Source organism: Coleofasciculus sp. B1-GNL1-01, assembly GCF_040220235.1.
GTDB lineage: Bacteria > Cyanobacteriota > Cyanobacteriia > Cyanobacteriales > Coleofasciculaceae > Coleofasciculus.
This window is the reverse complement of sequence record NZ_JAVJTO010000135.1, coordinates 63,598-85,536: the sequence shown is the minus strand read 5'-3', so window position 1 is coordinate 85,536 and position 21,939 is coordinate 63,598. Positions and strand designations below refer to the sequence as shown.

General features: G+C 44.1%; 20 protein-coding genes and 1 pseudogene. 14 read left to right on the top strand and 7 right to left on the bottom strand.

Going from position 1 to position 21,939, the window contains the following annotated elements; all coding sequences use genetic code 11:
- The first annotated feature begins 287 nt into the window (after positions 1-287).
- The gene (locus RID53_RS31805) at positions 288-581 is read left to right on the top strand and encodes a hypothetical protein (RefSeq protein WP_446391904.1); all 294 of its coding nucleotides are present in this window, start codon (positions 288-290) and stop codon (positions 579-581) included.
- 189 nt (positions 582-770) lie between these two features.
- Here RID53_RS31805 and RID53_RS31800 read toward each other — a convergent pair whose 3' ends face one another.
- Positions 771-1,547, bottom strand: a complete 777-nt coding sequence (locus RID53_RS31800; RefSeq protein ID WP_446391912.1) for a hypothetical protein — start codon at positions 1,545-1,547, stop codon at positions 771-773.
- Between the two features lie 310 nt (positions 1,548-1,857).
- On the bottom strand, positions 1,858-3,519 hold the full coding sequence (locus tag RID53_RS31795) for a D-Ala-D-Ala carboxypeptidase family metallohydrolase (protein WP_446391903.1): 1,662 nt from the start codon (positions 3,517-3,519) through the stop codon (positions 1,858-1,860).
- A gap of 47 nt (positions 3,520-3,566) precedes the next feature.
- On the opposite strand from RID53_RS31795, the gene RID53_RS31790 reads away from it, so the two are divergent.
- From RID53_RS31790 to RID53_RS31770, 5 genes and pseudogenes are all read left to right on the top strand, one after another.
- On the top strand, positions 3,567-3,824 hold the full coding sequence (locus tag RID53_RS31790) for an HAD family hydrolase (protein ID WP_446391902.1): 258 nt from the start codon (positions 3,567-3,569) through the stop codon (positions 3,822-3,824).
- Positions 3,825-4,457: 633 nt separating this feature from the next.
- Positions 4,458-5,675: an RNA-guided endonuclease InsQ/TnpB family protein gene (locus RID53_RS31785; RefSeq protein WP_446391901.1), complete on the top strand. Its 1,218-nt coding sequence runs from the start codon at positions 4,458-4,460 to the stop codon at positions 5,673-5,675.
- Positions 5,676-5,715: 40 nt separating this feature from the next.
- Positions 5,716-6,009 (top strand): annotated as a pseudogene (locus RID53_RS31780) (HAD family hydrolase); the annotation flags it as partial.
- Positions 6,010-6,083: 74 nt separating this feature from the next.
- The gene (locus RID53_RS31775; RefSeq protein WP_446391900.1) at positions 6,084-7,994 is read left to right on the top strand and encodes an aspartate kinase; all 1,911 of its coding nucleotides are present in this window, start codon (positions 6,084-6,086) and stop codon (positions 7,992-7,994) included.
- Between the two features lie 13 nt (positions 7,995-8,007).
- Positions 8,008-8,127: a DNA cytosine methyltransferase gene (locus RID53_RS31770; protein ID WP_446391899.1), complete on the top strand. Its 120-nt coding sequence runs from the start codon at positions 8,008-8,010 to the stop codon at positions 8,125-8,127.
- Positions 8,128-8,327: 200 nt separating this feature from the next.
- Here the strand turns inward: RID53_RS31770 and RID53_RS31765 are convergent, their stop codons facing one another.
- From RID53_RS31765 to RID53_RS31755, 3 genes are all read right to left on the bottom strand, one after another.
- The gene (locus RID53_RS31765; RefSeq protein WP_446391898.1) at positions 8,328-8,489 is read right to left on the bottom strand and encodes a hypothetical protein; all 162 of its coding nucleotides are present in this window, start codon (positions 8,487-8,489) and stop codon (positions 8,328-8,330) included.
- Between the two features lie 27 nt (positions 8,490-8,516).
- A complete protein-coding gene (locus RID53_RS31760; protein ID WP_446391897.1) occupies positions 8,517-8,678 on the bottom strand; it encodes a type II toxin-antitoxin system PemK/MazF family toxin in 162 nt (53 codons plus the stop codon).
- Between the two features lie 489 nt (positions 8,679-9,167).
- The gene (locus RID53_RS31755; RefSeq protein WP_446391896.1) at positions 9,168-10,475 is read right to left on the bottom strand and encodes a TetR family transcriptional regulator; all 1,308 of its coding nucleotides are present in this window, start codon (positions 10,473-10,475) and stop codon (positions 9,168-9,170) included.
- 106 nt (positions 10,476-10,581) lie between these two features.
- Here RID53_RS31755 and RID53_RS31750 point away from each other — a divergent pair, with 106 nt between their 5' ends.
- Positions 10,582-11,430, top strand: a complete 849-nt coding sequence (locus tag RID53_RS31750) for an acyl-CoA desaturase (protein ID WP_446391895.1) — start codon at positions 10,582-10,584, stop codon at positions 11,428-11,430.
- A 316-nt stretch (positions 11,431-11,746) separates the two neighbouring features.
- Positions 11,747-12,694: an acyl-CoA desaturase gene (locus RID53_RS31745; RefSeq protein WP_446391894.1), complete on the top strand. Its 948-nt coding sequence runs from the start codon at positions 11,747-11,749 to the stop codon at positions 12,692-12,694.
- Between the two features lie 314 nt (positions 12,695-13,008).
- Here the strand turns inward: RID53_RS31745 and RID53_RS31740 are convergent, their stop codons facing one another.
- Complete coding sequence (locus RID53_RS31740; RefSeq protein WP_446391893.1) at positions 13,009-15,246, bottom strand: mechanosensitive ion channel domain-containing protein; 2,238 nt, start codon at positions 15,244-15,246, stop codon at positions 13,009-13,011.
- 320 nt (positions 15,247-15,566) lie between these two features.
- Between RID53_RS31740 and RID53_RS31735 the strand changes: the two genes are divergently transcribed.
- From RID53_RS31735 to RID53_RS31710, 6 genes are all read left to right on the top strand, one after another.
- The gene (locus tag RID53_RS31735) at positions 15,567-16,874 is read left to right on the top strand and encodes a DUF3326 domain-containing protein (protein ID WP_446391892.1); all 1,308 of its coding nucleotides are present in this window, start codon (positions 15,567-15,569) and stop codon (positions 16,872-16,874) included.
- Positions 16,875-16,877: 3 nt separating this feature from the next.
- Positions 16,878-18,197, top strand: coding sequence for an aminotransferase class I/II-fold pyridoxal phosphate-dependent enzyme (locus RID53_RS31730; protein ID WP_446391891.1), 1,320 nt, complete (start codon positions 16,878-16,880; stop codon positions 18,195-18,197).
- 9 nt (positions 18,198-18,206) lie between these two features.
- The gene (locus RID53_RS31725) at positions 18,207-18,836 is read left to right on the top strand and encodes a class I SAM-dependent DNA methyltransferase (protein ID WP_446391890.1); all 630 of its coding nucleotides are present in this window, start codon (positions 18,207-18,209) and stop codon (positions 18,834-18,836) included.
- Positions 18,837-18,838: 2 nt separating this feature from the next.
- Positions 18,839-19,582: a CmcI family methyltransferase gene (locus RID53_RS31720; RefSeq protein WP_446391889.1), complete on the top strand. Its 744-nt coding sequence runs from the start codon at positions 18,839-18,841 to the stop codon at positions 19,580-19,582.
- 25 nt (positions 19,583-19,607) lie between these two features.
- Positions 19,608-19,907: a cupin domain-containing protein gene (locus RID53_RS31715; protein ID WP_446391888.1), complete on the top strand. Its 300-nt coding sequence runs from the start codon at positions 19,608-19,610 to the stop codon at positions 19,905-19,907.
- A 73-nt stretch (positions 19,908-19,980) separates the two neighbouring features.
- Complete coding sequence (locus RID53_RS31710) at positions 19,981-21,003, top strand: aromatic ring-hydroxylating dioxygenase subunit alpha (RefSeq protein ID WP_446391887.1); 1,023 nt, start codon at positions 19,981-19,983, stop codon at positions 21,001-21,003.
- A gap of 86 nt (positions 21,004-21,089) precedes the next feature.
- Here RID53_RS31710 and RID53_RS31705 read toward each other — a convergent pair whose 3' ends face one another.
- On the bottom strand, positions 21,090-21,905 hold the full coding sequence (locus tag RID53_RS31705) for a sulfotransferase-like domain-containing protein (RefSeq protein WP_446391886.1): 816 nt from the start codon (positions 21,903-21,905) through the stop codon (positions 21,090-21,092).
- Between the last annotated feature and the right edge of the window lie 34 nt (positions 21,906-21,939).

Here is a 21,939-nt window from a genome sequence, read left to right as displayed (position 1 = left end):
GTGTGCGTCTGAAGCTCATCTCTCAACGTGGGGATACTGTGCTGCATTAATTAAGTTTTGTTATATAATTTTTAGTTTACCGAAAATATATTGATTTTTTTTTAGTAATATCAAAAAATATAAACTCCAATTCCGATAGCTAAAAATGGAACCTTTGTCAATCCGCCAAAGTACACAAAATAATCAGAAAATTTGGCGGAAGCGAAAATATGGGGATTGAATAAAAATAAAAGTAATATTAATTAAGAGATGTAAATCCCTTTAGCAAAGACGGAGAGATTAGGCTCATGTTCATGTCAACCTTGCTCTATCTGAATCACTACATCAGAATTGAGATGCCAAATCCAGATGTTGATAACACCATCTACGTGTGTATTTGCCGAGCTTCCGGAACCTATGATCCCGATGAGTGCGAACCTCATGTAACGGATTACCAACTCAGTGCAAAGTCACCTGATCCAAATGATTGGATTAAGGAAGCCATGGATAGCGCGATCGCAACATTGGATAAACTAGGGGTGAAATACTACAACCCAAAGTTTTTGACGGCGCATCCTGCTTGTAGTCAACAAGTCGCTTAACCCAACGCCGCCGACTGCATCTGGTATCGTTGAACCGGAAAAAATTATCACAAGTTATTCTAGTCCTGTGACGATTGTCACCATTGATAACATTCTAAAATTGAAAAAATGTGGCATCAGTTATTTGAGTTAAGAACAACGTTGAAGTTTGAGCAAGTTTATCTAATGATTGAGAGCCAGGAAATGAGTTCAGTGCATCCGCGCCCGATTAGTTCTTAAGGTCACATTCACCCCCTCACTAGACTGCTGAAGCACCAGTAAAGGAGTCGGTTTAGCTTTTTGATCCCAATGAATTGAAACAATTCGTCCTTGAATCGTGGGTTGCCAGCTTTCATCCTCTGGAGAGAGAAAGGTTTCGATACAATCAATAATCTGGCTAATCGTGGCTGAGGTGGCTTGAGTCGGTAATTTCGTCAACTTGATTTGAATCCGGAACAGCACTCGCATGGTACGTTTACCGCTGCTTTCCGTCTCGTACTTGACATCAAACAGTTCATCAACTTGCCTCCCCGTGGTACTAGCAATCCCAACCGCGCTTTGAGTCGCCTGATTCGGTCGTAGCGCCACACTAATGATTTGTTTAACCTTGATTTTGATTTGATTCACAATGGCAAAATGGAATACCTCTTCCTCCATCCGCAATCGCAGATAGTCTAAATTGAACTCGCGAGAGTGAACCAAATCCGGATTCGTTTCCATTTTACGGATCGTGTTGAGCGCTAACTTCAACTTTTTCTGGAGATCTTTGGTTTTAAACTGCTCAAATTTAAGCTTTTTCGTCACGGCATTCAATTGCATTTTGCCATAGACCAATAAGCCGATCACGAGTAAGAACAGTCCCATGGAGACAAACATCCAGGGTGATCCGAAAGACTGATTGTTTGGGGGTGAAGGAGAGACAGCCGTGGGTGACGGCTGAGAAACTTGAGCTAATGTAGATTCTCTAGGGATAATCGAACTGGACATAATGCCTGCTGGAGAAAACGTAAGAGTTATTTCTAGAATGCCTTCCAGGGAGTGCATCGGGTGCAATCTCGCCCTTGCTAAATCTGCTGGGGTATACCGACAGCCATTTTTTGTCGGTGGGGAAAACACTGTACCGAGTCGTCAACTCTTGCGAAAGTCCCCTAGGACTCCGCCATGAATGTTAGATTGTTCTGGATTTGTGTGGCCCGTCGATTTGTTGCTTCAATTACAGATGCACCCATGCAGATTTTGAATTACAGTCCTGGAAAAAGGTAGCAGCAAACAGAGGTGTTTGTGCTGAGTGTTACCCTTAGTGGCGCCAGCGTGCCCGGTAGCTGCGAGCATCAATGTGGCACAAATTAGGAAATCGACTATAGCGACCTAAACCACCGGGCCACCACGGTTCCAGAGACCAATAAATCTGATTACCACTTAACCCTTCACACACAAAATCCATGGCATCTCCCACCAGATGCCGACTATACTTGGCACCCCCAACGGCTCGATTAATGTGAGGGGGGCGATACCAACTGGTGACGATAAAAGGTCGCCCAATGCGATCGCGTGCCCGTTGTGCCAGTTTCGCAATGCGAATCATAGCATCCACTGTAGCTTGGTTCGGGGGCATGCGTGTACCTCCATGGGTAGCTTCTGCCCAGGTAAAGTTACCATCGGGAATAATTGGTGCTAATAGCTGAATATTATAGGGTGTCCACCGTTCCGGACGTTTAGGCGTCAAAATAGGCGTCGGCTTGGGTGGTGCTTCTTGGTCTTGGCGACGGGCTTCATTCATCCGTTTTTGGTCGTCCAGGAGAGATTGCACCGCCTGATTTCGGGTGGGCAAATCTCGCCAAAGTTGCACCAGCCGGATTAATGCTTCCCGTTGGTTGTCCTCTTCTTTGTAGTTTTTGGGTATCTTGCCGACAAAGCTGATCAGTTCTCGATCCAGTTCCGCTGCCAGTTTTTGCATGGTGGTGGGATCAGTGGTACTCGCTTGCAGGATGTCTGGATTAATGCCCAGATGACTTAAGACAGTGGCGCGGGAGTCGAATTGATTCCAGAGTCGAAAGCCTTCGGTGAGGGCATTGCGTTGGCTACCTTGCCCCTGGTAGAACTTCGGTATACGCTCGACGAAGGCAATTAGCGCCGGATCAATAATATCGAGATCTTCTTCGGGGGAGGCACTTTTTTCCAAAGACGCGATCGCTTCTTCTCGGGTTCGCAGTTGACGCCATAGTTGACTTAGGCGCAGCAATGCCTCTCTTTGATGGGGATAACCGCTATAGTTGGCAGACACCCGTCCCATAAATTGCTTCAGGGGAATATCCAATCGGGATTCATCCTCACGCGCTGATTCCACCTGATCCGTTGGCACTAACGAAGCAATCGCCGCATCCCGTGTATCCAGTTCCCGCCACACTCGCACCCCTTCGACCAACGCATCCCGTTGATGAGGTAATCCCCTATAATACTCTGGCAGTCGATCCACAAGTGTCAGTAAGGCTTTATCTAGATAGGCAAGGTTTTGGGGCAGATTTTCGCTGCTAAAGTCGGCGGCTAAATCAGCTAGATAGGCTTGTTTGAGGGACTCAACGTTACTCGGTTCTAAACGTGCCATATACGGTTGACTGGCTGGCGGTACATATCCTCTAGCCACGTTTTGCAGGAACTTGTCACTATAGCGTCCCTGTTCGGACAGCCATAAATCATTTCCGGGTTGTCCCTGAGCAATTAAACTATCAGTTAGCGATCGGATAACATTAGCAGCATACTGAACTTGTTCCGGGAATGTATCCACCTGATCGGGCGATACCCGATTGGCAGGGGAGATGCCTAATCCCGTTTCCCCATCAGCAAGCGTCGGAGACGAATGAACCTGATAAAGAGCTGCCAAAATTGGCTTGTGAATTCCCGCTCGTTCGGCGGCTAGAAGATAATAATAATTGCGTTGGTCTGGTGATAGTATTGCCATGACGAATTTTGATAATCCAAGATATAGCACCCATTACACAATAATCTATGGCTTGTTCATCGATTAACTCAGCAATAGCCGCCCATTGCTGGAAAAATCTACGTCTGATTGCCACAGATATGGATGGAACGTTAACACGACAGGGTAAATTTAGTACGGAGTTGCTGCAAGCGTTGGAAAATTTACAAGCCAGAGATATCCCTATGCTTATTGTTACAGGTCGTTCCGCAGGCTGGATTAGTGGTTTGGTGAATTACTTAGGGCTTGCTGCAAAACTCCGAAACCCTTATCTATCAATGCTTTGAGGGAGTTTTTCGGCGGCTCAAGTGCAAGAAAATAAGACAGGATTTGTCAAAAAACTAGCACTATAGCGAGAGAGACACTTGCAGGACAACGATTCTGTGTGGGATTAAACCCTCTTCCCTTCTGCCCTGGAGCCCTCTGCCTTCTGCCTCTTCCCCCACCACAAGACTTATTCAGCAGCCTCTACTTACCCGTGCAGGGAGGGCGCGGCGGAAGCGAAGACAGCGCTCACTACGAACGGCGCGATCGCAGAAAATGGCGGGATATATTATCCCGCCATTAGTGACCCACCTGTCTTTTTATCTACAATTGCTGACATAACTCCCCATCGCCAACAGTTAGCACAAACCTATCAACGTCTCAAATCTGAATTTCCCCAGCTTCACGAATCCGCTGACAATCGCTTTCGGATCACCGACTGGACGTTTGATAATCGCAATCTTAGCGTGGAGCAACTCGAACACCTCAACGCCCTTTGTATCTCAATGGACTGGGGATTTACCAACCGCGATGGTGCAGGTTCCCCCACGTTTCAACCGGGGGATGAAACCCAGCGATACGTTGAGTTTAGCAACTTTAGTTGCGAGTGTCAGGTATCTTGTATTATGATTCTACCATAAATCAATTGCGGTAAAATGATTGTCTACGAAGGTAAGCTAAAGGGTAAAGAATACCAGTACAGAAGGCTCGATGAAGCCATCCTTACTGGTTTGTTTATTCGTAACGCTTGCCTTCGCTATTGGGAAGATGGTCACGCTAAGAGTCGCAACGATTTTTCTAAATACTGTACAACTCTTGGCAAAAGTAAAGAGTTTCCTTGGGCAAGGAAACTAAACTCTCAAGCTCGACAAGCTATGTCTGAGCGAACCTGGGCTAGCATTAGCCGATTCTTTGACAACTGCAAAAAGCAGATCAAAGGAAAGAAAGGCTACCCCAAGTACAAAAAGAACCGTCCCAATCATGGTTCATTAGAGTATAAAACCTCAGGTTGGAAGCTATCAGAAAAACGTGACCACATCACGTTCACAGACGGTTTTCAAGCCGGAACATTTAAGCTCTATGGAACCCGTGACTTAAACTACTACCAAAAAAGCCAAATCAAACGAGTTAGGGTAGTGCGCCGCGCCGATGGCTACTATGCTCAGTTCTGTATTGACCATGACAGGACAGAGGACAGGGAACCAACGGGCAATACTGTAGGATTAGATGTTGGGTTGAACCATTTCTATACTGACTCTAACGGACAGACAGTTGACAATCCAAGATTTCTAAGGAAATCGGAGAAACAACTTAAGCGTCTCCAGAAGCGAGTATCTAAAAAGTTCAAGAAAGGTCAATTTCAATCTAATAACTACCAAAAGGCTAAACAGAAGTTAGCATTGAAACACTTGAAAGTCAGTAGGCAGCGTAAAGACTTTGCGGTAAAGACGGCATTGTGCGTAGTCCGGTCTAACGACTTGGTAGCTTATGAGGACTTGCAAGTGCGGAACATGGTCAAAAATCATCACCTGGCTAAATCTATTAGTGATGCGGCTTGGTCTGAATTTCGTTGCTGGCTTGAGTATTTTGGCAAAGTTTTTGGTGTAGCTACAGTTGCCGTTAAACCTCACTACACCTCTCAAAATTGCTCCAATTGCGGTTGTGTTGTGAAGAAATCACTCTCGATGAGGACACATAAATGTCAGTGCGGGTGTATTTTAGACCGTGATTGGAATGCTGCAATAAACATACTTAAGGAAGCACTTCGTACCGTGGGGCACACGGGAACATTCCAGGAATACTGGATAAACGCTTCGGGACAACTCGCCCTCTTTTGTGTTGATGAAAATCAATACTCTAAGGTGATTGGATGAACGAAGAATCCCCCGCGTTTTCAACCGGGGGAGTGTCAACTACAGTTCGGTACAGTGTCACATTAAACCCAGATCTCAGGATAAAGCGATCGGCTTAATCCAAGTGTTACGCGACCATTTTCCCCAGTATCAACCTGAACAAGTGCTGACAGTGGGTGATAGTCCTAACGATGCTAGTTTATTTAACCCCCAGCTATTTCCCCTATCGGTGGGCGTTGCTAATGTTCTGGATTATACCGATGAGCTGGACTATAAACCCGCTTATGTAACCGTCGCTACAGAAGGCGACGGATTTTGTGAGTTAGTAGAGTACCTGCATCAGGTAGGAGGGTAATTGTTCCCTGACTCTTGACAAATGACATAAGACAAATGACAAATGACAAATGACAAGGTGTAGGAGCAACATTTATGGTGCTGGTTGTCCAAAAATACGGTGGAACCTCGGTTGGGTCAGTTGAGCGGATTCAAACCGTTGCCCAACGCCTATTAAAGACAGTTCAAGCCGGTAATTCTTTAGTCGTCGTCGTGTCAGCCATGGGTAAAACGACGGATGGGTTGGTCAAACTGGCTCATGAAATTTCCGCCAATCCCAGCCGTCGGGAAATGGATATGTTACTCTCCACTGGAGAACAAGTTTCCATCGCGCTGCTAGCGATGGCGTTGCAGGAAATAGGACAACCCGCAATTTCCCTAACTGGCGCACAGGTGGGTATTGTCACGGAAGCCCAATATAGCCGCGCCCGAATTTTTAGTATCCACACCGAACGGATTTCTCGGCATATCAATGAGGGTAAAGTGGTTGTAGTCGCAGGATTCCAAGGAATCAGTAGTCTGACTGACTTAGAGATTACTACTTTGGGACGCGGCGGATCAGATACCTCAGCCGTGGCGTTAGCAGCATCATTAGGGGCAGATCGGTGTGAGATTTACACGGATGTTCCGGGTATTTTAACCGCCGATCCGCGCTTAGTCTCCGATGCTCAACTCATGGACGAGATTACCTGTGATGAGATGCTGGAATTGGCAAGCTTAGGGGCGAAGGTACTGCATCCCCGTGCGGTGGAAATTGCTCGCAATTACGGGATGCCTTTGGTGGTATTATCCAGTTGGACGGATGATCCGGGAACGAAGGTGATTTCTCCTACGCCACAACCCCGTTCATTAGAGGGTTTAGAAATTTCTCGCTGTGTTGATGCAGTAGAATTTGATACCGATCAGGCAAAAGTGGCAATGTTGCGGGTTCCGGATCATCCCGGTGTCGCCGCCCAATTGTTTGGGGAGATTGCGGGTCAAGAGTTGGATGTGGATTTAATTATCCAGTCGATTCACGAAGGGAATACGAATGATATTGCCTTTAGTGTAAGTAAGGGTATTCTCAAACGGGCTGAAGCCGTCGCCGAAGCGATCGCACCTGCTTTCCGTAGCCCCACTAATCCCAGTGCGGATGAGGCGGAAGTCTTAGTGGAATCGAATATCGCCAAAATCGCGATCGCGGGGGCGGGAATGATTGGACATCCTGGGATTGCGGCGCAAATGTTCACCACCCTGGCAAATGCGGGGATCAATATTCAGATGATTTCCACCTCTGAGGTAAAAGTAAGCTGTGTGATTGATGCGGCGGATTGTAATCGTGCGATCGCGGTTTTGTGTGACCAGTTTAATATTACAAGTTCCCCCGCCCGTTTACCAACAGAGTTAACTGATAATTCCCTTGCAGCCAGCGAAGGGTCAAAACTGCATCAGGGCAAGTTTCGTAAAAGCGATACCACCAATAGCGGTGTAGAGACGTTGCATGCAACGTCTCTACATTCAAACCCTGTCCGAGGTGTTGCTCTTGACCAGAATCAAGCCCGTTTAGCCATTCGCTATGTTCCTGATCGTCCGGGTATGGCGGCTCGAATATTTAGTATTTTAGCCGAGCAAACCATTAGCGTGGATATGATTATTCAATCTCAGCGCTGTCGAGTAATTGATGGAATTCCCACACGGGATATTGCCTTTACCGTCGCCCAAGCTGAGGCGGAAAATGCCCAGCAAATTCTCCAGGAGGCAGCCCCTATTTTAGGGTACGGCGAGGTTCTCCTTGATGCCGATATTGCCAAAGTTAGTATTGTTGGTGCAGGAATGATTGGACAACCAGGCGTAGCAGCGCGGATGTTTGCCGCCCTTTCTCAACACCAAATTAATATTCAAATGATTACCACCTCGGAAATAAAGATTAGTTGTGTGGTGAATAAAGAACAGGGGGTAACAGCACTACAAGCCATTCACCAGGCATTTGGTTTAGCCGGAAATCAGCAAGTTGAAGTTCCCGCCTAGGAGTATCCATTTTATGTTGTCTGCCTTATCTTTTTTCTCAGGTGCAGGTGGGATGGATATCGGTGTCCGTCAAGCTGGCTTTGAAATCCTAGCCGACATCGAAATTGATCCCTACTATAGCATTTGTCAATGAGTTGTAAACCTAGGAGATCTTTTCTTAGATTACTTAAAAACCCTGTATCTCTTTCCCCTATTGCCTATGAAACACCGAGCGAAGCCGAGGTGTTGCCTATTGCCCATTGCCTTTTTACCAGGTTCCTGTGTTCACGACCCAAATGAAAACGCTATATCGAAATTGATCCCTACTGCTGCCAAACCCTCCGCAGCGCTGCACTAGCCGATAATCCTTACTAATGATTCTCTTAGTACATCGATATCATAAGCTTGGAGTTGTCCAAGTTTCCTCAAAACCAGGGTTTTCTCAACTGTCGTAACGATCGCTTTAATAATAGATGGCTTGAGTAGCCCAGCTTCTTGCCAGTTTGTTATTGTCACATCACCAAACATCAGTATCTGCCGACTTTAACTGGTAATCGCCATCACAATCAAGTCAGGATGTTCTTGGTTGTAGGTATCAGAACTAATGACAACGGCTGGACGTTTCTTACTCGTTGTTTGATTGGTAAAAGGAAATGGAACGAGGATAATATCTCCAAAATTATAGCTGGTCATATTCAGCATCATCTGGATTATCCCAGACCTTGGCAAATGTCTTTTCCGAAAGTTTAGCGGCTTCTCGAACCATCGTCTGATGCTGTTCGCTGCGTCCTAGTAAAAAATCGACAAAATCGGCGACTTCTTCAAGTTTACCAGGAGGTAAGTCACGAATTTTTTTAATTAGCGTCTGTTCAAAAGAATTGAGGATAACTGTATTATTTATGTCATTTTAATAGACTGTCTGACACTTATTTCGCCTGAGTTATTTTTGTTCACTAACCTAGCATATTTTTGCTAGACTGGCAACTACTATCATAGATCATTCATTGGCAACGGCTGTTCTTAAAGATGCGATCGCTAATCTATAGAGCGCAGATTACTAATAGAAAAGAGCGAAAATTACCATTTTGCATTATAACTGGGAATACTTCGTGAATCCATATAGACCCAAACACCTACCGTTGCTACCATTATTATTAGAAGCATTTATGATTCCTCCGTAACTGTAGACCCTACTCAAGGTTTTTGATCTAAACGAATCGCCCGCTCCAATGCCGTTTTTTCCCTTGCCCGACGCACATAAGGTTCTAATTGTTTCACATCAAAACCGCTTAAAATACTCAAATCCTCCACATTCATTCCTCGCATTAACAGTTCCACACACCAAGTCTGTCGCGCTTGCTCAATTGAGGGAGATGGCGTTTCAAACTTAGCGGTAAAGTTACGCCATGCGGCTCTTAATTCTGGCACAGACATCCGTTCCAAGGCTTCATTAACAAACATAGGTGAGCGATCATCTTTACGACTTTTGAGCCATTGGTTTAAGGGATTGCGGGTGTATGAACCATAGCGTTTGCCCATAATCCACTGATTGACAGGGACTTGGCGCACGTTACCGTGAGTCACTTGCAACAAATGTCTGTGGGCGTCACTAATTTGGTGCGATCGCTCTAAGGCAATAATTTCTTCTATCCGCAACCCTGCACCAAAGAGGACATAAGCGAGAGCATAATCCCGTAATCCGCTTTTTTTCGCTTGTTGCAAAATTTCATGAACTAAGGATGCGGGTAAATCGGCTACCGTCTCAGAGTAAATCACCGGAGAAGGCGCATTCGGTGAAGAATCGGGGACAGGCTGGCGCACTATCTCCCCTGTATCGCCGCTTCCTGGCTCTTCCTCCGCCTCTTCCCGTCTCTGTGTCTCTTCCCGTCTCTGTAGCTCTCCGTCTGCAAAAGCTCCGTGTAAGATGAGTTCGAGCAAACTTTGCAAAAACTCCTCCTGACTTTGCCAAAGCTGGTGGAACTCGCTAGTTAGTTCAATCACCAGATACCCGAATAACATCACATTAACCAAGCTGGCTAATTTTTCCGCCGACAATCGCAATAATAAGCGATCGCGTTGAATCACGATGGTAAGATAATCAGCGAAGTCCAGGTTAGCTTGGGTAACCCCTTCTCCTAACGCCTGACGATGCTCAACCGTATATTTTCCTGACTCCCCCACCACAGAGCGCAGTAACTCGGGCATTTGCGTGAGAGCTTGAAGGCGATCGCGTCCATAGTTAATCAGCGCCTGCTCAAACGTCGTTGTCTGATCGACTTGGGCTCTGAGTGATTCACCCAGACGGGTAAATACCCCAGAGTCTTCGATCACGGCTAAGAGCAATCCTTGTTTGTTCCCAAAGTGACGGAACAGTGTGACTTCATTAACCTGGGCTAATTCAGCAATCTGACGTGTGGTTGTCTCAGTAACCCCCTGAACGGTAAACAACTCAAGCGCTGCTTGAATCAAACGCGCTCGTGTTGCAGAACTGGTACGAGACATAGTTTAATAATGTAAGTGATACTTGCATTTTGATGGAACAGTGGTTAAGCTGATGGTAGAAGTGTAAGTAACACTTGCACCTCAATTCCTACTGTAACGATTCTCAATGACTAATCATTCAATCTCAGCGCCTCCTCAAAGTCGCACTAACTTACCCTTCCATTGGCCCAGTCTGCTATTTTTTGGCACGATTCACGCCTTGGCACTGCTGGCGCCCTGGTTTTTTTCATGGTCAGCCTTGGGAGTAATGATATTTCTCCATTGGCTCTTTGGCAGCATTGGCATTTGTTTAGCCTATCATCGGCTTTTGACCCATCGGAGTTTTCAAGTGCCTAAGTGGTTAGAATATATCCTGACCACCATCGGGGCTGTAGCTCTCCAAGGAGGACCAATCTTCTGGGTAGCAGCACACCGTCAGCACCATGCTCACCCTGATGATGCAAACAAAGACCCTTACTCAGCACGCCATGGGTTTTGGTGGAGTCACATGCTTTGGCTGTTCTATCATAAGCCCGAATTTTTTGATTATGACGTTTATCAAAAATACGCTCCTGATATCGCTAGAGATACCTATTATCGCTGGTTAGATCGCTACTTCTTATTGTTACAACTTCCCCTGGGTTTATTGCTTTACGTAGTCGGAGGATGGCAATTTGTATTCTGGGGTGTCTTTGTTCGCGCTGTCGTACTGTGGCACAGCACCTGGTTAATTAATTCTGCCACTCACCTGCGCGGTTATCAAACTTATGAAGTTAACGATGGGTCTCGCAATCTCTGGTGGGCAGCTATCTTAACCTACGGAGAAGGTTGGCACAACAACCACCACGCGCAACCCAATGTTGCTCCGGCTGGACGCAAATGGTGGGAAATCGATATGACATGGTGGGCAATTAAACTCCTACAAGGAGTGGGTTTAGCGAAGAAAGTTGTCCTACCGCCCCAAAAGGCAGCCTAGTCAAATGCTTGGGGAGTTTAAACGTATGCCTTGAGGGTCGCGAAGGGTCAGAAGTTTGTTTTCATCAGATTTTTTGAAGAGTTAGCCAACGTAGGTATTGTTCTACTCTAATTTATTAATTTGAAGATAGCTTGCTGCTAACTCAATTAATAAATAATTGAATTTAAGATTCATTAGTTATATTGAACCGCATGACTTGACAAGCTTAGGTTATGCGGTTTTTTTGTAGGTCAGAGGAGTTTCTCGGCAATAGGAAAGTAGAGACAGATTTCATTAACGGCTTATTCAACCATCCTTTTAGGACAATAGAAAAAAAATGAGGCAATATTCTCCACTGACAATTATTTCTTATCTAATCGGTCCGACGCTGATTATCTTTAGCCATATCGGATCGTTACTTGTTTTAATCACGGGTTTATCGTGGGGCGCTCTCCTATGGATCATATTTTTATATGTCATCCGTATGCTGGCAACAACTGGCATCTACCATCGACTACTCACCCACAAAAGCTATCAGGCTCCTGCTCCAGTTTTATGGGTGGGAAGTATCGTGGCGGCGGCGGGGCAGATGGGTTCAAGTTGGTGGAAAGCACACCATGTAGCCCATCATAAACATGTCGATCAAGATCTCGATCCCCATTCCCCCTGTACACCTGTTCAGGGGATCAGAGGATTTTATTGGTCTCAAGGGGGTTGGCTATTATCCCCCCGGTTCTTTCCTGCTAAGCTACCCGTTGATGTTGAGAATGATACTGTTTTAAAGGTGATTGACCGTTTGCACTTTATCCCTGTAGTGGCACTTGGGGCAATTTCTTTTGTCATGGGTGGCGTTGAATATCTGGGTGCATTTTTTCTCAGCACAACCCTGCTGTTTCATGGTGTGCAAACCGTCAACTCCCTTTGCCATATTGTGGGCAAACAACCTTTTATAACTGACGATCTCAGTTGCAATAATCAGTTTGTAGCATTTTTAACGCTGGGTGAAGGCTGGCATAATCTCCATCATGCCTTTCAGTCATCCAGTCGCCATGGGATAACCATTCGTTCTGGACAGGTTGTCTATCTTCCTGATCCCACGTTTAGCTTCATTAAAATGCTTGAGTTCTTAAAGTTAGCGTCAAAGCTTAAAGTGCCTACTGAAACCAAGCTGCTGGCTTGTTCCAAGGTTCTAAGCGTTCAGTCTTCCGAGTTACCAGCTAGCGTAAAAACATCGGTAGGTTCTGAACACCCCGGTTCTTCCGGACTTACTATGCCAAACTGTTAGTTAAAACGACGCCAAAGCCATCTATATTGGTTATACTGGGATTTTCTGTCTCAATCTTCTAGTTAAATTCAAAATAATCCCCAAAATCCTTGTGCCGCAATAATCGTGGGCATCGTCTGAGGCAATTTAGCATAATAAGTCCTGAAGAACCGCACTATGTAGGTGTACTTCATTTACCTGCAATCTGCTGTAAATCTAATACTCAGTGGTTAAAATGAACTACCCAGACCTCAACGAAGTAGGTCTGGGTAGTTCATCCCTTCTTTTCATCTTGACAGACCAGCAGTCAGTTACTTCTACCGCGCTGCACTACCTTACTCTGTTTCACCACCAGCGAAGGTTTCCGTTTCATTTTCCGTTTCATCCATTGGGGGTTCAGCCTGGTCATGAGGGAGTAGAGACTCTAAAGAATGAACTGTTGATGTTGAGTCCGATAGAGGAGGTTTGCCATTACCGTTGCCGTTGGGGGCATAGTGAAGGCGAATATCTTGTTGGGGAATTGCAATAGGGATTCCTTCTTCACGAAAACGTTCCTGAATTATAAAGGTTAAGTCTTCGTAAACTGTCCAGAAATCATCCGCTGTTGCCCAGAATTTAAGTCCTGTGTGTATATAGTAGTCACGGCCTTTCCAAATATAAGCAGAAAGTCCTTTTTCTTTGATGGTCAAGGGATGGGACTTGCCAATCTCGATCAATAACGCTTTGACCCGGCGGAGATCCGTATCGAAGGGAACACTGATCGGAACTTTAGCGCGACGGACTTCTTGGGTAGTCAGGTTTTCGATAATGCTTCCCCAAATTGTGTTGTTGGGAATGGTGATGATTTGGTGGTCAAAGCCTTTGATTTGGGTATTTGCCAAGTTAATGGAGTAGATATAACCCCATAAATCCTGGACTCTGACCTCATCGCCAACATCAAAGGGTTTGTAGACCATAATCATCAGACCACTTGCCAAATTTCCAAGGTTGCTTTGCAGAGCGAAGGCTAAGACAAAACTGACCCCCCCTAACAGAGCTAAGACAGGACCAAGACTGACTTCTAGGGCTGTTAGAGCTAATAGGAAAGCCACGAGAATACCGCCACGCTTGATGACAATGACCAGGAACTGGCGGAGTAGTTGGGAAGTACGACTGAAGCGAGCCAGTCCATAATCAACAGCAATTCCTGCAATCTGAAAACCGAGCAGAGCGACAATAAATACGCCAAGAAATTTACTAATATTTTGCATCCAGCGCAAACCGCCTTCCTCTGATTGCAGCCAACTGACCGCGCGAACACCTAAGCCTTCAGTGTCGCTGATATCAAGTTCTATTCCACTCACTGCTTGAATATATTTGCGATAAAACTCCCCGTCTCCGCCCTTCTTCTCTAGTTCGTCAAGGATCACATTGAAGCGGTCAATGATTCCTGTCCTTTCCCCTTGGAGTTGAGTAACAGCGACAACCAGTTGGTTTTTCTTTTCTGCCTCTGTTTCCGCATTCTCTTGGAGTTCTTCTGCTGCTTCTTCAATCTGTTGTTGTTGCTGTTCCACATCTGTTTCTGAACCACCAACTTCTGCAGGTCCAGCAACTTTTGCTTCCCCATCACCCACTTCGGTGTCTTCAAGCAGTGATGATAGCTCATCAAGTTTTTCTGAGGGTTTTTCCTCTTCTACTTCTGGCAAGGCATCGGGATCAAGGTCGCGGATCGCTTTTCTGAGGTTGGAGCGGAAGGCTTCGATTCTTGTGGTTGCTTCCTCATACTCAGGGGTATCAGGGACTAGATCTTGGCTTTCTTCTTTTGCCTTCTCCAGGTCAGCGACCGCGGCAGTTAAAGCATCAATTCTTTCGGTTTGGGAGTCATAGGTGACAGAACCAGCGGTCATTTCTTCCCGCGCTTTTTTCGCCTCGTCAAGAACTTCTTGCGCTTTTTGCAACTCTTCAACTTCTGTTGCTCTTTCGAGGGCAGCAGTGGATTCTTCATCTGATTCTACTTCTTCTTTTAGCTCGGTGGCTTCCTCAAGGGCAGCTTGGGCTGCTGCAAGTTTTTCTTTTGCCTCTTCAACTTTCTTGGCAGCCTCTTCAGCTTCTGGGGAACCGGGAACCGCATTGGCTTGAGCGACTTCAGCTTCTTCAAGGGCTTGTTTGGCTTGCTCTAAGGCGGTGGCTCCTTCTTGCTCTTTAGCAATGGCTGCGTTTGCCTGCTTGATGGCAATTTCTGCTGCACTAATCTCTTTTACTTTTGCTTGCAGGATAGCAAGCCAAGCAGCAGCCTCTATTTCCAGTTCTTCTAGGGTTAGGGGTTGAACCAAGAGTTTAAGCTCATCAACAGGAATATTAATACTTGCAGTTGTAATCGCTGCTGTCGGGTCAATGTTGCTGCTAACCGTAGGTGGAACTTCAACCTGTTCAGTGGTTGCTTCTTCGACGACTGTTTCGGCTTCTTGCGATCGCGCTGGTATCCACCAGACAGCAGCACAGATAACGCCAGTCAGGATAATGACATGGACTTGATACCCTCGTTTTACTGAATGTCTGTTTAGGGGAAACATCTGCCTCTTGTAAAAAGCCATATAACAATTAGGAACAATACAATACTAGCTAAAATTCGGATTTTCCCATAATATAGCTTTTACATCCCTACTAAGTGCGGGTTTTGATTAATATTTCTTAATAAAAGGATAAAAGGAAGCTACTACCCGTATTTTTCAGCGCGACCGCGCCCCGTGACCCCTACCAGACAGTTGATTGCCACCCCAGGAGACGCTCTAGCACAGGAGACGCTCTAGGTTATTTTGTGTAGAAATGTTAAAGTTTCTTAACCGGGATTGTATCTGGCTTTCCAATATGGTATATGTAACCATCTACAATGCAAACAATATAAACGCTGACGGTGCAAGTCTATACCAAAGATTTTGAAATTCAATGTCCTCCCCAACAACGCAGTTGGAGAAAAATTGCACAAGCAATTGGCAATCTTCCTTTACCCGGTGTTCCCATTCGCTTGATTTTAACCAAGGTTAAAGGAGATACGCTCACCTTTGAATCCAGCTTTATCGATACGGATAGAGAGCCTGTTTGGTCATCGTTACTCGATATTAATCTTCGTCAACGGGTTTCTGCCCAACCGTTTGTCGCCGTGAGTATTATTCCGACAGGCGTCAGAGCTGAAATTGGCGGTTTTGCTGGAGATGCGACTCCGAGTACCAATCTTTTAGCGGCGGCTTGTGATTATCTGGTGACTAATCCCAATGCTGTAACCGCATCGGATATCTATTTCGCTCAGGATAATGTGCTTTACCTGGAAGGGAATCTGATTTGTCAGTTACTCCTGGGTAATATTGGCGTGATTCCAGAAAAGCGCCAAACGATCGCGGCGATTATTGAAAAGCCACGAGATGAGCGATTTTTAAACAATGTGCTGAATGCTCTCAATGGCTTGCGTACTGTGGGAGGAATTAATATTGATCCGGTTGTCGTCACCGGTGGTCTAGTAGAAACCGCTTGTACCTATTCCCCCTATGGTAATGCTTCTGGGGAATTTAAAGGGATGGAGGAGTTAATCAAGGCGTTAGATGTGGTGGAAACGTCTGCGGCGAGGGCGGTGGCTTTAATCACGACGTTGCACGTCGATGATCAAGTGCGTCAGGCTTACTACCGAGGAGAGTCGATCCCCAATCCTTGGGGGGGTGCGGAAGCGATTATGACTCACATGACAACTAATTTCTATCCGTTTACGGCTGCCCATGCTCCCTTATTATTGGAGTGGGAACATACGGGATTTGGTAAATTAGTCGATCCCAGAGATGGTGCTGAATTAATTTCTAGTGCCTATGTTTGTTCGCCTTTACAGGGTTTAATTCATTCTCCCCGCCCGGTAAGGTTTGATACCCCCGTAGCCCCAGGGGAAACCCGGATATCGGTAGAGAATGTTTCGGCGGTAGTGATGCCAGAAACAACCGTGGGGAATATTCCTTTCTTGGCGTCGTTAGACCAAGATATTCCGGTAATCTTAGTCAAAGATAATACCACTAAGTACGATATTACCCCGGAACGGTTGCAAATTGAAACCCAAGGCAGGAAAATATATCGTGTCAATAGCTACATGGAGGCGGCGGGATTGCTGTTAGCGTTACGGAATGGTATTCTCGTTAAGAGTACAATTCGCCCAATACCGCAAATTGAGCCAATTTTCCTCTAAGCCATGAATCAACCCTCTTCCGCTTATAAGCTAATTGCATCCCATAATCGGGATATTCAGGTTCGCCTTTATACTCCCGCCCACCAAGGAATTGGACAACATAGCAATCGCCTGAGTCAAGAGATCTATCAATATGATCTGCCGTTTCTGACTCGCCCTCGCACGGAAAGCCTAGAGCAACATTTTTCTCAATTGTACGGCACCAAGCATACCTTTTGGCTGACGGGAGGAGGGACTCAAGGAGTATTAACGGCTTGTGCTTTATTGGGGACTCAGTATAAACGAGTTGCTATCGCTCTGAACAGTCATATTTCTGCAATTCACGGGATTATCTTAGCCGGATTGGAGCCTTATTTTATTCCTTCTGTGTCGTTGATGCCGACGACGGAAGAAGTAATCTCGGCGTTGGAAACCAGTGATGTATCAGCTTTGTTACTCACTCATCCGAGTTATGAAGGGATAACTATTGATATTGACAAGATAGCTGATTACTGTCGCGAGCGCGAGATAGCTTTAGTCGTCGATGAAGCCCATGGGAGTCATTTTCCCTTTCTGGATGAACAATGGCAATCAGCAATTAATTCCGGTGCAGATCTTGTCACTCATAGTTTACACAAATATACAGGGAGTTTGGTACAAACGGCTTTATTACATTTGCCCTCTTGCTCTCGGTTTACGATTGAGCAAGTGATGGGGGTGATGCCTTTATTTGAAACCACTACCCGCAGTAATCTGTTAATTTTGAGTATTGAAGATACGATTAAGAAGGGGTATTCTGAAGAAGGTCAAGCGTTATTTTGGCAAGCGATTCAGGAATGCGATCGCCTGCGTCGTCAATTGGATAGTTACGGCAAGGTGTTAACCTATGATCGGCAAGTTAGCGATCCGATGAAACTCTATTTAAAAAGCGATCGCGTGACGGGAGAAGAGTTGGCACAACTGTTGTACAATTGCGGCATTGATGGGGAATTTGATGACGAGCATGGATTGTTATTGATTTTCTCTTTTAATCACAGTCACCACGATTTCCAATTCATGAGAAAAACCTTGGCTAAGGTTGTGCCAATTCTCAGAGAAAAAGCACCCATAGAGACTTTGCCTGACAGTTATTTTTGTCGTAGTCCTAAAATGAAAATCTTGCCTAAAGAGGCTTTCTTTAGCCGGAAAGAAAAATTACCTCTTGGTCAAGCAGTAGGTAAAATAAGCGGTTGTTGTATCAAGAAAGTTCCCCCAGGAAGTCCCATTTTGATACCGGGAGAAGAAATTAGCCAATGGCATCAGCAACGTTTATCTCCTGAGACTGTGGTTGAAGTCGTGGAGTAGTGATTAAACATGAGCAAAGAACAAACCAACGATTTTTTAGAAAAAAGAGCTTGGTTATCTGAGATTTGTGATAGCCAAAGCACTGAGGAATTAAAAACTAAATACGATAGTTGGGCAAATACCTACGATGCAGATGTAAGAGAGGATTGGTCTTTTATGCCTGTTACTATAGCACGGACATTAAGTAAGCTGCTTCCCAAGAAAAATGCCAAAATCTTAGATGCTGGTGCGGGTACGGGATTAGTCGGTGAAGCCTTGGCACAACAGGGATATACTAATCTTACCGCAGTAGATCTATCAGAAAAAATGTTGGCGATCGCGAAAGAGAGACAAGTCTACAAGGCTCTCCATCAGAGTAATTTAGAAGATTCCAAACTTTTTAGCCATTCAACAAATTTTGATGCAATTATTGCCGCCGGGGTTTTTGCCTATGCCCATGCTGGGGCTGAGGTATTAAACAATCTATTCGGTTTTTTAAAGGAAGAAGGACTATTCTTGTTGACGATACGGGAAGATTATCGCCGTGGAATGCAGACAGCATTAGATCAATTACCATGGACATTAGTCAGTGAAGAGGATTTTCCGATCTATGACGAAACAAAATTGATGTATCTTCTGGCTTTCAAAAAGGAGCAATAGCTATGAATACTCAAAGTATTACTAAATTAACCCGTTCTGGTTCAGAGATCTCCGAGAATAAGCGCTTTGTCCAAATTTATGAGCGAGAAAATAGGTGTGATATTCCCCAGTCTGCTTGGAGACCTTTGACCAATAACTACCATTTACAAACATGGAAAGAGATACCGATGGACAAAAGTCCTCTAGAAATTGCCCTTTATCCAATGCTGATTTATGAACTTAGACCTAAAACCATCATTGAACTTGGTGCAGACACTGGAGGAAGTGCAGTATGGTTAGCCGATCAGTTGAAGTTATTTGATATTGAAGGTCTTGTCTACTCTGTTGATATCGATTTATCCTTACTGGATGAAAAAGCCAAAGTTGAACCCAAGATAAAATTCTGGGAAGGTGATTGTAATCAGATTGATGTAGTTTGGTCTCCAACACTCCTTTCTAAACTTGCTCATCCTTGGTTAATACTAGAAGATGTTCATGTTAATTTAGTCGGTATCCTAGATTATTTTCATCATAATGGTTTACAGAGTGGAGATTATTTAATTATTGAAGACACAAATAAGGCTTTGTGGGAGGAGTGGTCAGATTGGGAAGATCGAGAATTTATTGAACGGATGGGGTGCAAACTTGATTTAGTGAAGACTTGGTTTATGAATCATCACGATGAGTACTTAATTGATACTTATTACCAAGATATGTTTGGTTATAATGGGTCAAAGAATTGGAATTCAATTTTCAAAAAAGTTTGAGGAACAATAATAAGGCAAGAAAATTATGATTAACAATGAAATCAATGAAAAAGTTAATTATTGGCAGAATAAAGGATTTATCTGTGAAATCTGGACATCTCCTCCCGGTGGAGGTTGGTCAGATCCTGGTCATGAGGGTGATGAAGTTTTTATTGTCTTAGAAGGAGAGATGGAAATTTCTCTAGAAGGTAATAAATATCGCCCTAAAATTGGGGAAGAGTTTTTTGTTCCTGCTTACAAATCTCATGCGACCCTAAATACAGGGAAAGTAACCAATCGTTTTTATTGGATACATTCATACAAATGGTCACCGACTGGGAGTTGACGATCGCCAGAAGCCAAGTATTTTTCAGTGTGAACTTAAAAATTTGAAAAGTTTAACTAAATAGACGTAGAGAATGGTTGAAATAGATCCGATTTTAGCAAATGACTGGTATATTGTCTCCCAAGCCAAGGATATCCAACCAGGTAATATCAAACCGTTGAGACTACTAGGACAAGAAATTGTTATATGGCGTGGTAATTCTCCCGAATCCCCCGTAGTAGCTTGCCAAGACTGGTGTCCTCATAGAGGTGTTGCTCTTTCCCTAGGAAAAATAGTTGGCGATCATCTTACGTGTAGATATCATGGCTGGCAGTACGATCAACAGGGTAAATGTGTAAATATCCCTTCACTTACTACCCAACTTCCTCCATTAAATGCCTGTGTCAAAACTTATCAATGTCAAGAAAGCCAAGGTTATATATGGGTAAGTTTAGGTAATCCTGTTCAAGATGTGTCTTCATTTCCGGAATGGGACAATCCAGATTACCGTTTGTTTATCTCCAATCCCTATCATGTGAAAACTAGCCCATTTCGAGTAATTGATAATAATTTAGATCAATCTCATGTTCCTTTTTTGCATGAAGGATCTATAGGTCATCCTGATTATCCAATTATAGAAAACTATGAAGTGACAACAGAGAAAGACAGCATTACTGTACACAATATTAATGCTTGGCAATTAGATGGTTCCTATTTTAATAACAGTAAAACGGTTCGTAAAATCACCATATCGTCTATCAAAGTAGCTCGTCCTTTAAGCTTAAAAGTAGTTAAAGAAATAGACAATGGTGCTAAAATAATGCACTGGTTTATAAATGTAACACCAATTGATGAAGAAAGCTGTTTGATGTGGATTTCTCTAGCCATGAACTACGGATACGAAATAACAGAATCGGAAATGCAAACATCTACGGACAACGTTATTTGTGAAGATCTTCTAATGTTGGAGTCACACCGTCCAGCACGTTTACCTCTTCTCCCTCGACAAGGGACTGATACAGAATGGCCGCCAGAAGTCCACGTTCCCTGTGATCGAGCCTCTATTGCCTATCGTAGATGGCTCAAGGATCTAGGTATTACTTTTGGAGTTTGCTAATTTTGTTTTAGTAAAAAATATGTGTCTAGATTGCTCTTTCCAATAAGACTGATAATGTAATTGTTTGAGTACATGGAAGTTGATATTTATTCGAGGATCATGCGGTATTTTGACATTTCTTCATAAAAAGCTAGAGAACTGTTGATATAAGGTCTTAGTTCATTGGGAAATTCCTCTGGAATTGCAGACTTTTTGTCTTCATAAAAGAATCCAGTAGAATTTAGGATATTTTCATAATAACTGGCGTAAACTGTATTTCCCCAATTTAGGTTACTATTATCTGGATTTGAACTCCAGTTGAGCATTTTTTCGGAAAAATCTATTCCTAATTCAAAGCATAACGCTTCCAAATATTCTCGAGGCTTTTTCACTAAATCAGTTGAATCGATTACCAAAGGCATTGATCCTGTTAGAGCTTCAATATCTCTAAAGAGGCTATAATGTTGTTCCCAACCTACTCCATAAAAAATTAATCTCCATTCCTGATTAACTAATCTATAATTCTTCCAAGATGACACAATTGTCTCTTTAGGGTCTCTGATCAGAAATAAATTTTTCATTGATTTAAGCCAATTTCTTCCAAATTTTGGTAACATAAAGTATGACATATTCTTTTGAAAAGAAATAGACTTGCCATCTGGCAATTTTCCAGTTGCTTTTTGGATAATTTTATCATAATTTGTTTCAGGATACTTCGACAAATTATCCTGCCAAATTTTGAGAATACGCTCCTCAAGTAAATGATAATCAGCATTAACATTTACGAAGTAGGCACCATATAAAGGTTCATCATAGATTACACATTCCTCCAACTGTTCAAAAGCTCTAGTAATTGCTGTGGAACGGCTTCTAGGAACAACCCACATTGCTATATGATGATTCTTGTTATTATTATTTTTCATATTTCCCATTTTTTAAAGGCTATCCAACAACTTA

What these genes read in the sequence shown, in the direction of transcription:
- RID53_RS31805 (WP_446391904.1), top strand. Translation starts at nt 288, where the DNA reads ATGTTCATGTCAACCTTGCTCTATCTGAATCACTACATCAGAATTGAG.
- RID53_RS31800 (WP_446391912.1), bottom strand. Translation starts at nt 1,547, where the DNA reads ATGTCCAGTTCGATTATCCCTAGAGAATCTACATTAGCTCAAGTTTCT.
- RID53_RS31795 (WP_446391903.1), bottom strand. Translation starts at nt 3,519, where the DNA reads ATGGCAATACTATCACCAGACCAACGCAATTATTATTATCTTCTAGCC.
- RID53_RS31790 (WP_446391902.1), top strand. Translation starts at nt 3,567, where the DNA reads ATGGCTTGTTCATCGATTAACTCAGCAATAGCCGCCCATTGCTGGAAA.
- RID53_RS31785 (WP_446391901.1), top strand. Translation starts at nt 4,458, where the DNA reads ATGATTGTCTACGAAGGTAAGCTAAAGGGTAAAGAATACCAGTACAGA.
- RID53_RS31775 (WP_446391900.1), top strand. Translation starts at nt 6,084, where the DNA reads ATGGTGCTGGTTGTCCAAAAATACGGTGGAACCTCGGTTGGGTCAGTT.
- RID53_RS31770 (WP_446391899.1), top strand. Translation starts at nt 8,008, where the DNA reads ATGTTGTCTGCCTTATCTTTTTTCTCAGGTGCAGGTGGGATGGATATC.
- RID53_RS31760 (WP_446391897.1), bottom strand. Translation starts at nt 8,678, where the DNA reads ATGATGCTGAATATGACCAGCTATAATTTTGGAGATATTATCCTCGTT.
- RID53_RS31755 (WP_446391896.1), bottom strand. Translation starts at nt 10,475, where the DNA reads ATGTCTCGTACCAGTTCTGCAACACGAGCGCGTTTGATTCAAGCAGCG.
- RID53_RS31750 (WP_446391895.1), top strand. Translation starts at nt 10,582, where the DNA reads ATGACTAATCATTCAATCTCAGCGCCTCCTCAAAGTCGCACTAACTTA.
- RID53_RS31745 (WP_446391894.1), top strand. Translation starts at nt 11,747, where the DNA reads ATGAGGCAATATTCTCCACTGACAATTATTTCTTATCTAATCGGTCCG.
- RID53_RS31740 (WP_446391893.1), bottom strand. Translation starts at nt 15,246, where the DNA reads ATGGCTTTTTACAAGAGGCAGATGTTTCCCCTAAACAGACATTCAGTA.
- RID53_RS31730 (WP_446391891.1), top strand. Translation starts at nt 16,878, where the DNA reads ATGAATCAACCCTCTTCCGCTTATAAGCTAATTGCATCCCATAATCGG.
- RID53_RS31725 (WP_446391890.1), top strand. Translation starts at nt 18,207, where the DNA reads ATGAGCAAAGAACAAACCAACGATTTTTTAGAAAAAAGAGCTTGGTTA.
- RID53_RS31720 (WP_446391889.1), top strand. Translation starts at nt 18,839, where the DNA reads ATGAATACTCAAAGTATTACTAAATTAACCCGTTCTGGTTCAGAGATC.
- RID53_RS31715 (WP_446391888.1), top strand. Translation starts at nt 19,608, where the DNA reads ATGATTAACAATGAAATCAATGAAAAAGTTAATTATTGGCAGAATAAA.
- RID53_RS31710 (WP_446391887.1), top strand. Translation starts at nt 19,981, where the DNA reads ATGGTTGAAATAGATCCGATTTTAGCAAATGACTGGTATATTGTCTCC.
- RID53_RS31705 (WP_446391886.1), bottom strand. Translation starts at nt 21,905, where the DNA reads ATGAAAAATAATAATAACAAGAATCATCATATAGCAATGTGGGTTGTT.